This window comes from Rathayibacter sp. AY1D5, assembly GCF_002932515.1.
Lineage (GTDB): Bacteria > Actinomycetota > Actinomycetes > Actinomycetales > Microbacteriaceae > Rathayibacter.
In genome coordinates this window covers 1-13,469 of record NZ_PSVU01000071.1, presented here as the reverse complement: position 1 = coordinate 13,469, position 13,469 = coordinate 1, and the positions used below count along the sequence as shown (strand labels likewise).

Sequence of the window (13,469 nt, the reverse complement as noted above, 5' to 3'; positions counted from 1 at the left end):
CGCCGATCAGCTCGCCGACGCGGGCTCCGACCATGTGCACGCCGACCACGGGGCCGTCGACCAGGCGCACGACCTTCACGGAGCCGGTGGTCCCGATGATCGTGCTCCGGGCGTTGCCGCCGAGGCCGTAGTCGTACACGGCGACGCGCTCGGCGCCGTACTCGGCGATCGCGCGGGCCTCGCCGAGGCCGACGGAGGCCACTTCGGGGTCGCTGTAGGTCACCTTCGGGACGTTGACGTCCCTGACGACCTGCGGCCCCAGACCGGCGATCTCCTCCGCGACGAAGATCCCCTGCTGGAAGCTCCGGTGCGCGAGCTGGAGCCCCGGCACGATGTCGCCCACGGCGTACACGCCGGGGACGGAGGTCTGCAGGCGCTCGTCGGTCAGCACGTAGCCGCGGTCGAGGCGGACCCCGGCCTCCTCGAGGCCGATGCCCGCGGTCACCGGGCCGCGGCCGACGGCGACCAGCAGGATCTCGCCCTCCACCGTTGCGCCGCTCTCGAGCGACACGGAGACGCCGCCCTCGCTCTGCGAGACCGACGCGACGCGGGATCCCAGCTGGAAGGCGATGCCCCGCTTGCGGAAGGCGCGCTCCAGCTGCTTGCTGACGCTCTCGTCCTCGTTGGGGACGAGGTGGGGGAGGGCCTCGACGATCGTGACCTCGGCGCCGAACGAGCGCCAGACGCTCGCAAACTCGACGCCGATCACTCCGCCGCCGAGGACGACGACGCTCGCGGGCACGTGGTCGAGCTCGAGAGCCTGGTCGCTCGTCAGGATGCGGCCGCCGATCTCGATCCCGGGGAGGGTGCGGGAGGCGGACCCGGTGGCGACGACGACCGACGCGCCGTGGAGCACGTGCTCGCCGACCGTCACGGTGCCCGGCGCGGTGAGGCGGCCGTCGCCCGTGACGACCGTGATGCCGCGCGAGGACACGAGGCTCTGGAGCCCCTTGTACTTGCCGGCGACGACGCCCTCGCGGTAGCGCGTGACGCCCGCCATGTCGATCCCGGTGAAGCTCGAGAGCACGCCGTACTTCTCTCCCTCGCGGGCGCCGTCCGCCAGCTCGGCGGCGTGCAGCAGGGCCTTGGTGGGCACGCACCCGCGGTGCAGGCAGGTGCCGCCGAGCTTGTCGCGCTCCACGAGCGCGACGCTCATCCCGAGCTGCGTCGCCCGGAGGGCCGCCGCGTACCCGCCGCTGCCACCTCCGAGCACGACCAGGTCGTAGCGCTCTTCCGACACCCAGTGACTCCCTCGCGACGTGCGGTCCCGCTTCCCGGCCGACCGGCTCCGGCGCTGAGCGCCGAGCGGATCGGGAGGGGGGACGAGGCGGGATCTCCCGCCCCGTCGACCCTACTACGCGCTCGCGAAGCCCTCGGCCAGGGCGATCAGCGCGCGCACCGAGACCCCCGTGGCGCCGGCTCCGGTGAAGCCGTAGCCGCCGCCTCCGTTGCTCGAGGGGCCGGCGATGTCGAGGTGCGCCCACGGGATCGTGGTCGCGTCCTCGCCCTCGCCGCGCTTCCCGACGAACTCGCGGAGGAAGTGGCCGGCGAGGAGCATGCCGCCGGCGGTGTTGCCCGGCTTGACGTTCGCGATGTCGGCGATGTCCGAGTTGAGCAGCGGTCGCAGCTCCCCGGGGAGGGGCATCTGCCAGAAGGGCTCTCCCGCCGTGCGGGCGGCCTCGAGGACGCGGGAGACCAGCTCGTCGTCGCCCAGAGCGCCGACGGTCCGGTTGCCGAGGGCGACCACGGAGGCGCCGGTCAGCGTCGCGACGTCGATGATCGCATCGGGCTGCTCCTCGCTGGCGGCGACGAGGCCGTCGGCGAGCACCAGCCGGCCCTCGGCGTCGGTGTTCAGCACCTCCACCGTGGTCCCGCCGCGCACGGTGAGCACGTCGTCCGGGCGGATCGCGGTCCCGGAGGGGAGGTTCTCGGCGATGCAGAGCCAGGCGGTCGCGCGGAGCGGGAGGCCGAGCTCCGCGATGGCGCGCACGACGGCGTACACGGTCGCCGCGCCCGCCATGTCGGTCTTCATCCCGATCATCGAGGCCGGCGGCTTGAGCGAGAGTCCGCCGCTGTCGAAGGTGATGCCCTTGCCGACCAGGGCGAGGTGGGTGCTCGCGCCCTCGGGCGCGTAGGCGACCTTCACGAGGCGGGGCGGGCGGGAGGAGCCGCTGCCGACTCCGAGGATGCCGCCGAACCCCTCCTCCGCGAGGGCCTCCTCGTCCCAGACGGTGACCTCGAGCGGCAGTCCCTCGGCGCCGGTCTGCACGGCCTCGGCCAGCGTCTGCGGGTAGAGGTGCGACGGGGGAGTGTTGACGAGGTCCTTCACCGTGCCGACCGCGCGGCCGAGCACGAGCGCCCGGTCCAGGACGGCGGGGTCGGCCGACTCGCCGCCGCCCAGCAGGACGACGTGCTCGACGGGCGCCTTCGCCGCGGCGGCGGTGCTGCCGCGGAAGGCGGTGAAGGAGTAGGAGCCGAGCGCGGCGCCCTCGGCGACCGCGGCGAGCGTGCCGTCGGAGCCGGCCGGGAGGGAGAGGGCGACGGAGGCGGACCCCGCGAGCAGGCGGACGGCGGAGCCCGCGGCGTTCCGCAGCGCGGTGTCGTCGGGCTCCGCCGAGCCGAGTCCGACGAGCACGATCACTCCGGCACGGACCGAGGACGGCACGCGCACGAGCGTCTCGGCCGCGCCGGTCGCGCCGAGCGCGCTCAGCGCGGGGGCCAGCTCCTCGAAGCCCTCCGCACCGACGAGCCGGGGACCGTCGGGTCCCGGGGCGACGCCGAGGACGAGGGCGTCGGTGTCGATGTCGGAGGCGGGAACGGTCGAGTACTCGAGAGAGGAGAGGGGCATGGCGGCAATGCTAGGCGCTGTTCGCTGAGGGCTCAGCGGACCCGGCCGGGGCGCCGGGACCCCCGTTTAGACTGGACGCATGCTGGATCCGGAAGACCTGTTCGAGATCGAGGGCGACCTCTCCGAGATCCCGCGCGGGCTGCACCTCGTCGCGGGCCTGACCGGCTCGGCCGACGCCGGGGGAGCGGTGGGGCAGCTGGGGGAGTACCTCTTCGAGACCCTCGAGCACCGCGGGGTCGCGGTCTTCGACCAGGATCAGCTGCTCGACTACCGGGCCCGCCGCCCCATCATCACGTTCGACCAGGACCACCTGACGGACTACCGTCCTGCGATGCTCCGGCTCTCGCTCGCGCACGACGAGCTGCACCAGCCGTTCCTCCTGCTCACCGGCTTCGAGCCCGACTTCCAGTGGGAGCGGTTCACCCGCGCGGTGGTCTCCCTCCTCGAGCGGCTCGACGTCGCCTCGACCACGTGGGTCCAGGCGATCCCGATGCCCGTGCCGCACACCCGGCCCGTCGGCGTCACCGTGAGCGGGAACCGCGAGGACCTGATCGAGGCGATGTCGGTCTGGAAGCCGCACACGCAGGTGCCCTCGAACGTCCTCCACCTGCTCGAGCTGCGCCTCTACGAGCGCGGTCTGACCGTGGTCGGCTTCGCGCTGCTCATCCCGCACTACCTGTCGGACACCGAGTACCCGCAGGCGGCGGTCGCGGCGCTCGAGAGCATCTCGGCGTCGACCGGCCTCATCTTCCCGACGGACCGCCTGCGCGAGAGCGGGCGGGAGTTCCTCGGCAAGGTCGACGAGCAGGTCGGCGGCAACGACGAGCTGCAGAAGCTGGTCTCGGCCCTCGAGGCGCGGCACGACACCTACATGGAGGGGACGAGCCTCCGCTCGCCGCTCACCGACGAGGACGGCTTCGTGCCCAGCGCCGACGCGATCGCCGCCGAGCTCGAGAAGTTCCTCGCGATCCGCCGCCCGGGCGAGGAGCCCACCGCCTCCTGAGCGGCCGTAGGATCGGACGAGTGCGTGATCGTCGAGCCTGGTTCGTCTTCGGTGCCGGAGCGTTCGCCTACCTCGTCGCGGTCCTGGACCGCACGACGCTGGGCGTCGCTGGAGTGGACGCCGCGGAACGGTTCGGGGTGGCCGCCGCCGTCCTCTCGTCGCTCGCCGTCGTCCAGCTGATCGTCTACGCCGGGATGCAGATCCCGGTCGGGATCCTCATCGACCGGTTCGGCCCGCGGACCCTGATCCTCTCGGGCACGGCACTGATGATGGCGGGCCAGGTCGTGGTCGCGATCGCGCCGGGCATCGGCGTCGCGATCGTCGGGCGGATCCTGCTGGGAGCGGGGGACGCCGCGATCTTCACCTCCGTGATCCGCCTCACGGTCACCTGGTTCAGCGGACCGATCGTGCCGCGGCTCTCACAGTGGATCGGCAACATCGGCCAGGTGGGCCAGATCCTCTCCGCACTCCCGTTCGCGGCGATCCTCCACACGTTCGGCTGGGAGCCCGCGTTCCTCAGCGCCGCCGGCCTCGGGGCCGTGTCCTTCCTCGGCGTGCTCCTCCTGGTCGCCGACGTCCCGCCGCGCACCGAGCCGATCACCCTGGTGCCGCCGACGCTCCGGGCGACGATCGCGCAGCTCGGAGTGAGCCTGCGCCGGCCGGGGACGCAGCTCGGCTTCTGGTCGCACTTCGTCACGCAGTCCTCCGGCACGGTCTTCACGCTCCTCTGGGGCTACCCCTTCCTCGTCTACGCGATCGGCCTGCCGCCGACCGTCGCCGCGCCGACCCTCACGATCGTCGTGATCGCGGGGATCGTCGTCGGGCCGGTGCTCGGCGTCCTGACCGCTCGCCACCCCATGCGCCGCAGCAACCTCGTGCTCGGGATCGTCTCGGCGATGGCGGTCGCCTGGACCGTTGTGCTGCTCTGGCCCGGCGTCCCGCCGTACTGGCTCGTGGTGCTGCTCCTGATCGTCGTCGGAGCGGGCGGCCCCGGCTCCATGATCGGGTTCGACTTCGCCCGCACGTTCAACCCCTCGCGGAGCCTCGGCGCGGCCAACGGAGTCGTGAACGTGGGCGGGTTCCTGGCCAGCTTCACGATGATGTTCGCGATCGGCCTGATCCTCGACGCACTGGCCGGTCCCGGCGCCTCCTCGGAGCAGACCTACTCGCTCGAGCACTTCCGCCTGGCGTGGTGCGTGCAGTACGTGGTGGTCGGCGCCGGAGTCGTCGGACTCGTCGTCGCGCGCCGCCGGACCCGCCGCCGCCTGGCCGAGGACGAGGGAATAACCGTGGCCCCTCTCTGGGTTGCACTGAGTGACCGGATGCGCCGCGTCCGCGCGGGGCGCTGACGGTCGTCCCCGTCGATCCGCCCTTCTGCAGACGCGATGTCCCAGCGGAACGGCCCGGATCCCGCCGGATCGAGCCCCACTCGCACCGCACCGCACGGCTGCACTACTCAGACGTGCAATAATTGTCAATAGGACCCGTTCGGGTCGAGGAGCACCAGGCCCACGTCGGGCGTGCGACGTCCTCGACTTGACATGGGTCCTCGTAATGCCCACCGACGGACGACGCCCTCCCGCGCCGCCCGCCCCCGGGACGCAACGGATGGAGAGGTGCCGCCATGGCCACCAGAGCTACCAAGACCGCAACGCTCGACGCCGTCGACGACGACGTGACGACGACCACCAAGAAGCCCGCGACGCGCAAGCCCGCGGCGAAGACCACGGCGGCCAAGACCACCGCGGCCAAGACGACCCGCTCGCGCGCCACGACCAAGGCCGCCGCTCCCGCCGACACCGAAGAGGAGTCGACCGACGCCGTCGAGCCCGACGAGGGAGCGGAGGAGGAGGAGACCGAGGTCGTCGCCGAGGACACCGAGACCGACGCGAAGGACGACGCGGAGACGCCGGAGGCCCCGGCCGCCGCCGCCGTCGCCGCTCCGGCCGAGCCGCTCCCGAGCGGTGCGCTCGTCCTGTCGTTCGGCGGAGAGGACGACGAGGTCCCGGTCTACTCGACCGCGATCACCGGTGCCACCGCCGACCCGGTCAAGGACTACCTGAAGCAGATCGGCAAGGTCGCGCTCCTGAACGCGGCCGAGGAGGTCGAGCTCGCGATGCGCATCGAGGCCGGCCTGTTCGCCGAGGACAAGCTCGCCAACTCGACCGACCTCAGCCCGGAGCTCGTCCGCGAGCTGCGCTGGGTCGCGAAGGACGGCCAGCGCGCGAAGAGCCACCTGCTCGGAGCGAACCTCCGGCTCGTCGTCAGCCTCGCGAAGCGCTACACCGGTCGCGGGATGCAGTTCCTCGACCTCATCCAGGAGGGCAACCTGGGCCTCATCCGTGCGGTCGAGAAGTTCGACTACACCAAGGGCTTCAAGTTCTCGACCTACGCCACGTGGTGGATCCGCCAGGCGATCACCCGCGCGATGGCCGACCAGGCCCGCACCATCCGCATCCCGGTGCACATGGTCGAGGTCATCAACAAGCTGGCCCGCGTGCAGCGCCAGATGCTCCAGGACCTGGGCCGCGAGCCCACGCCCGAGGAGCTCTCGCGCGAGCTCGACATGACCCCCGAGAAGGTCATCGAGGTGCAGAAGTACGGTCGCGAGCCGATCTCGCTGCACACGCCCCTGGGCGAGGACGGCGACAGCGAGTTCGGCGACCTCATCGAGGACACCGAGGCGGTCGTCCCGGCCGACGCCGTGGGCTTCACCATGCTGCAGAAGCAGCTGGAGTCGCTGCTCGACTCGCTCTCGGAGCGCGAGGCCGGCGTGATCCGCATGCGCTTCGGCCTCGGCGACGGCATGCCGAAGACGCTCGACCAGATCGGCGACACCTTCGGCGTGACGCGCGAGCGCATCCGCCAGATCGAGTCCAAGACGATGGCCAAGCTCCGCCACCCGTCCCGCTCGCAGTCGCTCCGCGACTACCTCGAGTAGGCCGGTGATCCGCTACGCGCCGGCGGTCCTCCTCGGGAGGGCCGCCCGGTTCGCCGCGCGGGTCCGGAAGCCCGGCGGGGGATCCGCCGTGCCCGGACTCGTGGTGAACCGCGTCGCGCCCGGATTCCTGCCCGCGGTGCTCGACGGGTTCCGGGACGGCCTCGTGGTCGTCACGGGATCGGCGGGCAAGTCGACCACGACCAAGATGCTGGTCGCGGTACTCCGCGCGCACGGGCTCCGGGTCTTCACCAACCCCTCGACGGCCAACATCGCCCAGGGGCTGACCTCCGCGCTCCTGGAGCGGGCGGACCTCCGCGGACGGATCGACGCCGACATCGCCGTCCTCGAGATGGACGAGGGTCACGGCGCACGCCTCGCGCCCCGGATGCGCCCCCGCGTCGTCCTGCTGACGAACGTGGTGGTCGACCAGATCGACCGCTTCTTCGATCCGGCCATGGTCGCCCGGATGCTCGGCACCATCGCCTCCCGCGCGACCGGTCCCGTCGTGCTGAACGCCGACGACCGCCACGTCGCCGATGTCGCGACCTCCCTCCCCGACGAGCGGATCCGCTGGTACGGCGTCTCCTCCTCCGTCCGCGACTCCGCGTCGGGCGGTCTCGGCTACGCCGCGGAGGCGGAGGCCGGGACCGACCGTGCCACCACCGTCGTCGAGAGCACGACGGGAGCGGCCGCGCGCATCGTCAGCGACGGCGACCCGCTCGAGGTCCGGCTCCCCGCGCGGGGCATCCACTACGCGGTCGACGCCGCGGCGGCAGTCTCCACGGCCCGCGCCGTGCTCGCCGAGCGCTTCGACCCGGCCCTCGCCGCCTCCGCGCTCTCGAGCATCGACCCCGTCTTCGGGCGGGGCGAGATCGTCACCGTGCGCGGCCACGAGGTCGAGTTCGTCCTGGTTCAGAACCCGGCGAGCTACCGCCTGAACATCGCGGAGATCCCCGAGGGGACCGAGCAGATCATGCTCGCGATCGGCTCCGACGTCCGAGACCCCTCCTACTTCTGGCCCGTGGACACCTCCGTGCTCGGGCACGTCCGTGTCGTCTCGGGGTCGAAGGCGCACGAGGCGGCGCTGCACCTGCGCTACGACGGCGTGCGCGTCGACTCCGTCGACGAGGACCTGGGTCGCGCGCTCGACGCGTTCCTCGCTCTGCCGACCCCCGCCTCCGGCCGGAAGACCATCGTCTTCTCGGCCGATTCGATGCGCCGCACCCGTGCGCACCTGCAGCTCGTCACCAACCGCGAGGAGACCGCGTGACCACCCTCCGCATCGCCGTGCTCGCTCCCGACGTCCTGGACAGCAACGGCGACGCGGCGAACGCCCGGGTCCTCGCGGCTCGGGCGCGCTGGTCAGGCGTCGAGGCGGAGGTGGTGCCGCTGGTGACCGCCTCCGACGCCGAGGTCCGTCCGGACGTCCTGGTCGCCGGGACGGGAGCGGACGAGGACCTCCCGGGCGTCCTGGCACTCCTCCACGAGATCGCGCCGACGCTGCGGGCCTGGGTCGACCAGGGCACCCAGGTGGTCGCGGTCGGAGCCGGCTGGGAGATGCTGGCCGGTTCGATCAGCACGGCCGCGGGCGGAGCCCGGGGGATCGGGCTGTTCCCCGGAGACTCGGTCACGGGCGAGCGCGCGACCGACGACCTCCTCGTCGAGACGCCGGGCGGCGTCCTCGTCGGATTCGAGAACCACGAGCGCCGGATGACCGGGATCGCGCCCGAGCACGCGCTCGGGCGAGTGCTGCACGGCACCGGCGACGGCGCCGGCCACGAGGGCTACGCGGTGGGAGGCCTTCTGGGCACGCACCTGCACGGCCCCGTCCTCGCGAAGAACCCGTCGCTCGCGGACGCGATCCTGCGGCGCGCCCTCGGCGACGCCTACTCCCCGTCGGACGAGCGTCTCCGCCTGGTCGATGAAACGGCACGAGCCGCTCGCGAAGTGATCGCGAAGCGGCTCGGTGTCGGTCTGTAGGGCGCTGACGCGCCGTCCGGGCTGATCGGGGACGCGCTAGGGGCGCTGCTCCTCGAAGAGTCGGGCGGACTCGTCGTGCCAGCTCTGGGCGATGCTGGAGAGCTTCTCCTGGTACTTCTTCCCGTGGTGTGCGCAGAACAGCAGTTCTCCGTTGTTCACGACCACTCGGATGTACGCCTGGGCACCGCAGCTGTCGCAGCGGTCGGCGGCGGAGAGCTGGTGGGCACCGGCGAGCTCGTCCACGCCGTTCTGGGTTGCTGTGGTCGACATGACTTGGCCTCCTGCACTCGGTCTTCGATCTCTGCTTAGTGGAACCCATCCAAGCACGCGATTGTTTCCGCACGGAGTCGATCGGTCGGCATTTCGCTCTGCGCGTAGGGGCCCCGCGCCGAGCGGCCATCGTGCTGTCGCCGGGCGCCGCGCCACCGCGGCCGGAGCGGTTCCCGAAAGTAGACTGGGCGGATGGCCTCCACCGACTACAACGCCCGTCACCTCTCCGTCCTCGAGGGTCTCGAGGCGGTCCGGAAGCGGCCCGGCATGTACATCGGATCGACCGACTCGCGCGGCCTCATGCACTGCCTCTGGGAGGTCATCGACAACTCCGTCGACGAGGCGCTGGCCGGGCACGGGACCGAGATCAGCGTGCTCCTGCACGCCGACGGCAGCGTCGAGGTGCGCGACCGCGCGCGCGGGATCCCGGTCGACATCGAGCCGAAGACGGGGCTCTCCGGAGTCGAGGTCGTGTTCACGAAGCTGCACGCGGGCGGCAAGTTCGGCTCGGGGTCCTACGCGGCGTCCGGCGGTCTGCACGGCGTCGGCGCCTCCGTGGTCAACGCGCTCTCGGAGCGCCTGGACGTCGAGGTCGACCGCAACGGCCGCACCTACCGGATGTCGTTCCACCGGGGGGAGCCCGGGCGCTTCGCCGACGCGGGCGAGCCCACCCCCGACGCTCCGTTCACGCCGTTCGAGAACGGGTCGGAGCTGACGGTCGTCGGGAAGGTCGCCAAGGGCGTCACCGGAACGCGCGTGCGCTACTGGGCCGACCGCCAGATCTTCACGAAGGGCGCCTCGTTCCAGACGGACGACCTGGTGACGCGCGCCCGGCAGACCGCGTTCCTCGTCCCCGGCCTGACGATCGACATCGTCGACGACAGGGCGGATGAGCGCCGCGCCGAGATGTTCCGCTACGACGGCGGCATCTCGGAGTTCGTCGAGTTCCTCGCCCCCGACGCTCCCGTGACCGAGGTGCTGCGCCTCACCGGCTCCGGCACCTTCACCGAGACCGTGCCGGTGCTGACCCCCGGCGGCGCCATGGTGCCCACCGAGGTGGAGCGCACCTGCGAGGTCGACATCGCCCTGCGCTGGGGCACCGGCTACGAGACGGTGATGCGCAGCTTCGTGAACATCATCTCGACGCCCAAGGGCGGGACGCACCAGACCGGCTTCGAGCAGGGCCTGCTGAAGCTGCTCCGCTCCCAGGTGGAGGCGAACGCCCGCCGCCTCAAGGTCGGCTCGGACAAGCTCGAGAAGGACGACGTCCTCGCCGGGCTCAGCGCCGTGCTGACCGTGCGGCTCCCTGAGCCGCAGTTCGAAGGCCAGACGAAGGAGGTGCTGGGCACGCCCGCCGTCCGCGCGATCGTCGCCTCCACCATCGCCTCGACGCTGGGCGCGGTGTTCTCCTCGACGCGCCGCGAGGACAAGGCGCAGACCTCCCAGCTCCTCGAGAAGGTCGTCGCCGAGATGAAGTCGCGGATCTCGGCCCGCGCGCACAAGGAGACGCAGCGCCGCAAGAACGCGCTGGAGTCCTCCTCCCTTCCGGCGAAGCTGGTCGACTGCCGCAGCAGCGACGTCGAGAACAGCGAGCTCTTCATCGTCGAGGGCGACTCCGCCCTCGGCACCGCCAAGCTCGCCCGCAACAGCGAGTACCAGGCCCTGCTGCCGATCCGGGGGAAGATCCTCAACACGCAGAAGGCGAGCATCGCCGACATGCTCTCGAACGCCGAGTGCGCCTCGATGATCCAGGTGATCGGAGCCGGCTCCGGCCGCTCCTTCGACCTCTCGGCCGCCCGCTACGGGAAGATCATCCTGATGAGCGACGCCGACGTCGACGGCGCCCACATCCGCACCCTGCTGCTCACGCTCTTCTTCCGCTACATGCGGCCGCTCGTCGAGGCGGGGCGCGTCTTCGCCGCCGTGCCTCCGCTGCACCGGCTCGTGGTGATGAACGCGGGGAAGAAGCCGAACGAGACGATCTACACCTACTCGGAGAAGGAGCTGCAGAGCGTCCTCGCGGCCCTTGGCAAGGCGGGCCGCCGCTACCAGGACCCGATCCAGCGCTACAAGGGGCTCGGCGAGATGGACGCGGACCAGCTGGCCACGACGACCATGGACCGCTCCCGCCGCACCCTCCGCCGGGTGCGGGTCGCCGACGCCGAGAACGCCGGCCGGGTGTTCGAGCTGCTGATGGGCAACGACGTGGCACCCCGCAAGGAGTTCATCGTCCGCGGGTCCGAGTCGCTGTCACGGGACCGCATCGACGTCTGAGCCGCGGGGCTCAGAACACCTCGGGCGCCGCTCCGATCGTCGCGATCGGCGCCGCGAGCGCCACGCCGGAGCCGTCGCGCTTCATCCCGGAGTCGGGCAGCGCGGCGACCGAGCCGTCAGCCTCGAGCGCGTGCGCGGGACCGGGGCCGACCCACGCCACTCCGAGGGCGGTCTCACCCTTGAGGAAGCGCTGCGCACGGACTCCGCCGGTGGCCCTGCCCTTGGCGGGGAACTCCGAGAACGGCGAGACCTTCGCACTGCCGGTGTCGGTCCCCGAGAGGGCCCAGCTGTCGACGGCGACCGTCGCGACGACGGCCTCGTCCCGGTCCTCGGCGGCGACGACGGCGAAGTGCACGACGTCGTCGGTCTCGGCCAGCTTGACCCCGGCCATCCCCGCGGCCGTCCTGCCCTGAGGGCGGACGGCGGACGCGGAGAAGCGCAGCAGCTGGGCCTCGCCGGTGACGAAGACCAGCTCGTCCTCCTCCGCAGACGGAGCCGCGCCCACGACGGCGTCCTTCGGCTTCAGGGCGATGAGCTCGATGTCCGGGCGGTTGGGCAGCTCGCCCGGCGCGACGCGCTTGACGACGCCCTGCTGGGTGCCGAGCGCGATCGGCCGCTCGTCGTCGAGGGCGACGAGCGCGAGCACCCGCTCGTCCTTCGCCAGGTGCGGGAGGTAGTCGCTCATGCGCACGCCCGCGCCCAGCTGCACCGAGGAGGAGGGGACGGCGGGCACGTCGACCGGCGAGAAGCGGAGGAGCCGACCGGCGCTGGTGACCGCGCCGATCTCCGTCCGACTGGTCGTGTCGAGCACGCTGAGGACGGCGTCGTGCTTCGAGCGGCGCGTGGCGCGCTCGGGGTGGGGAGCGGCCTCGGGGTCGCGGTCGACCCGCACCATGCGGCCGGTGGTGCTCAGCAGCACCCGGCAGGGCACGTCCGCGATCTCGAGCACCGCGGCGGCCTTCCGCCCGGTGGTGGCGACGGAGGGACGCGCCTCGGTGAGCAGGGTGCGCCGCGGGGTCCCGAGGCGCTGGGCGACCTCGTCGAGCTCGTCCGAGACCAGCTCGTCGATCCGTGATCGGCTGGCGAGGAGGGCCTCGAGCTCGGCGATCTCGGCGAGGAGGGTGTCGCGCTCGGTCTCGAGCTCGATGCGCGAGAACTTCGTGAGGCGGCGGAGCTGGAGCTCGAGGATGTAGTCGGCCTGCAGGGTGCTGAGGTCGAAGACCTCGATCAGCCGGGCCCGCGCCGCCGCGGTGTCGTCGCTCCCGCGGATCAGCTGGATGACCTCGTCGATGTCGAGGATCGCGATGAGCAGGCCCTCGACCAGGTGCAGCCGCTCCTGGCGCTTGCGCAGTCGGTAGCGGGTCCGCCGGGTGACGACCTGCACCCGGTGGCCGATGTAGACCTGCAGCAGCTCCTTCAGGCCGAGGGTGCGCGGGCCGCCGTCGACCAGCGCGACGTTGTTGATCGAGAACGCGTCCTCGAGGGGCGTGTAGCGGTAGAGCTGCTCGAGGACGGCCTCCGGGCTGAAGCCGGTCTTGATCCCGATGACGAGCCGGAGGCCGTTGTCCCGGTCCGTCAGGTCGGTGACGTCCGAGATGCCGCTGAGCTTCTTGTTCTGGACGCCGTCCTTGATCTTGTCGATGACCTTCTCGGCGCCGACGAGGTAGGGCAGCTCGGTGACGACCAGGCCGGACTTGCGCGCGGTGATGCTCTCGACCGAGACGCGCGCGCGGGTCTTGAAGCCGCCCCGGCCGGTCGCGTAGGCGTCGCGCACGCCGGCGAGGCCGACGATCGTGCCACCGCTCGGGAAGTCCGGTCCCGGGACGAACGACATCAGGTCGTCCAGGGACGCGTCGGGATGGGCGATCAGGTGCCGGGCCGCCCCGATCACCTCCACGAGGTTGTGGGGCGCCATGTTCGTCGCCATGCCGACGGCGATGCCGCTGGCCCCGTTGACCAGCAGGTTCGGGAACGCGGAGGGGAGGACCTCGGGCTGGTCGTGCGAGTTGTCGTAGTTCGGGACGAAGTCGACGACGTCCTCGCCGAGGTGCTCGGTCATGGCCGTGGCGGCCGGGGCGAGGCGGGCCTCGGTGTAGCGGGCCGCGGCCGGGCCGTCGTCGAGGGAGCCGAAGTTGCCGTGCCCGTCGACGAGG

Annotated in this window: 10 protein-coding genes; 6 read left to right on the top strand and 4 right to left on the bottom strand. The window is 71.9% G+C overall.

Features of this window, described 5'->3' with window-relative positions:
- Positions 1-1,240, bottom strand: a 1,240-nt coding sequence (locus C5C82_RS16000) for a dihydrolipoyl dehydrogenase (protein WP_104355356.1), incomplete at its 3' end; no start/stop codon positions are given.
- 114 nt (positions 1,241-1,354) lie between these two features.
- Positions 1,355-2,848 (bottom strand): leucyl aminopeptidase, encoded by a 1,494-nt coding sequence (locus C5C82_RS15995; RefSeq protein ID WP_104355355.1) that lies wholly within the window; start codon positions 2,846-2,848, stop codon positions 1,355-1,357.
- Positions 2,849-2,927: 79 nt separating this feature from the next.
- On the opposite strand from C5C82_RS15995, the gene C5C82_RS15990 reads away from it, so the two are divergent.
- From C5C82_RS15990 to C5C82_RS15970, 5 genes are all read left to right on the top strand, one after another.
- Positions 2,928-3,851 (top strand): proteasome assembly chaperone family protein, encoded by a 924-nt coding sequence (locus C5C82_RS15990; RefSeq protein ID WP_104225227.1) that lies wholly within the window; start codon positions 2,928-2,930, stop codon positions 3,849-3,851.
- Between the two features lie 20 nt (positions 3,852-3,871).
- Positions 3,872-5,200, top strand: a complete 1,329-nt coding sequence (locus tag C5C82_RS15985) for a nitrate/nitrite transporter (protein WP_104355354.1) — start codon at positions 3,872-3,874, stop codon at positions 5,198-5,200.
- A gap of 275 nt (positions 5,201-5,475) precedes the next feature.
- Positions 5,476-6,792 carry an RNA polymerase sigma factor gene (locus C5C82_RS15980; protein WP_104355353.1) on the top strand — a complete coding sequence of 439 codons (1,317 nt, stop codon included), beginning with the start codon at positions 5,476-5,478 and terminating at the stop codon, positions 6,790-6,792.
- A gap of 4 nt (positions 6,793-6,796) precedes the next feature.
- Positions 6,797-8,062 (top strand): Mur ligase family protein, encoded by a 1,266-nt coding sequence (locus C5C82_RS15975; protein ID WP_104355352.1) that lies wholly within the window; start codon positions 6,797-6,799, stop codon positions 8,060-8,062.
- A complete protein-coding gene (locus C5C82_RS15970; RefSeq protein ID WP_146083601.1) occupies positions 8,059-8,772 on the top strand; it encodes a type 1 glutamine amidotransferase in 714 nt (237 codons plus the stop codon). Before C5C82_RS15975 ends, C5C82_RS15970 begins: the two co-directional genes overlap by 4 nt.
- A 36-nt stretch (positions 8,773-8,808) precedes the next feature.
- Here C5C82_RS15970 and C5C82_RS15965 read toward each other — a convergent pair whose 3' ends face one another.
- Positions 8,809-9,042: a hypothetical protein gene (locus tag C5C82_RS15965; RefSeq protein ID WP_068212876.1), complete on the bottom strand. Its 234-nt coding sequence runs from the start codon at positions 9,040-9,042 to the stop codon at positions 8,809-8,811.
- A gap of 192 nt (positions 9,043-9,234) precedes the next feature.
- Between C5C82_RS15965 and C5C82_RS15960 the strand changes: the two genes are divergently transcribed.
- The gene (locus C5C82_RS15960) at positions 9,235-11,316 is read left to right on the top strand and encodes a type IIA DNA topoisomerase subunit B (protein ID WP_104225230.1); all 2,082 of its coding nucleotides are present in this window, start codon (positions 9,235-9,237) and stop codon (positions 11,314-11,316) included.
- Between the two features lie 10 nt (positions 11,317-11,326).
- Here C5C82_RS15960 and C5C82_RS15955 read toward each other — a convergent pair.
- On the bottom strand, positions 11,327-13,469 hold a 2,143-nt coding region (locus C5C82_RS15955; RefSeq protein ID WP_104355351.1), incomplete at its 5' end, for a DNA topoisomerase (ATP-hydrolyzing) subunit A.

What these genes read in the sequence shown, in the direction of transcription:
- C5C82_RS15995 (WP_104355355.1), bottom strand. Translation starts at nt 2,848, where the DNA reads ATGCCCCTCTCCTCTCTCGAGTACTCGACCGTTCCCGCCTCCGACATC.
- C5C82_RS15990 (WP_104225227.1), top strand. Translation starts at nt 2,928, where the DNA reads ATGCTGGATCCGGAAGACCTGTTCGAGATCGAGGGCGACCTCTCCGAG.
- C5C82_RS15980 (WP_104355353.1), top strand. Translation starts at nt 5,476, where the DNA reads ATGGCCACCAGAGCTACCAAGACCGCAACGCTCGACGCCGTCGACGAC.
- C5C82_RS15965 (WP_068212876.1), bottom strand. Translation starts at nt 9,042, where the DNA reads ATGTCGACCACAGCAACCCAGAACGGCGTGGACGAGCTCGCCGGTGCC.
- C5C82_RS15960 (WP_104225230.1), top strand. Translation starts at nt 9,235, where the DNA reads ATGGCCTCCACCGACTACAACGCCCGTCACCTCTCCGTCCTCGAGGGT.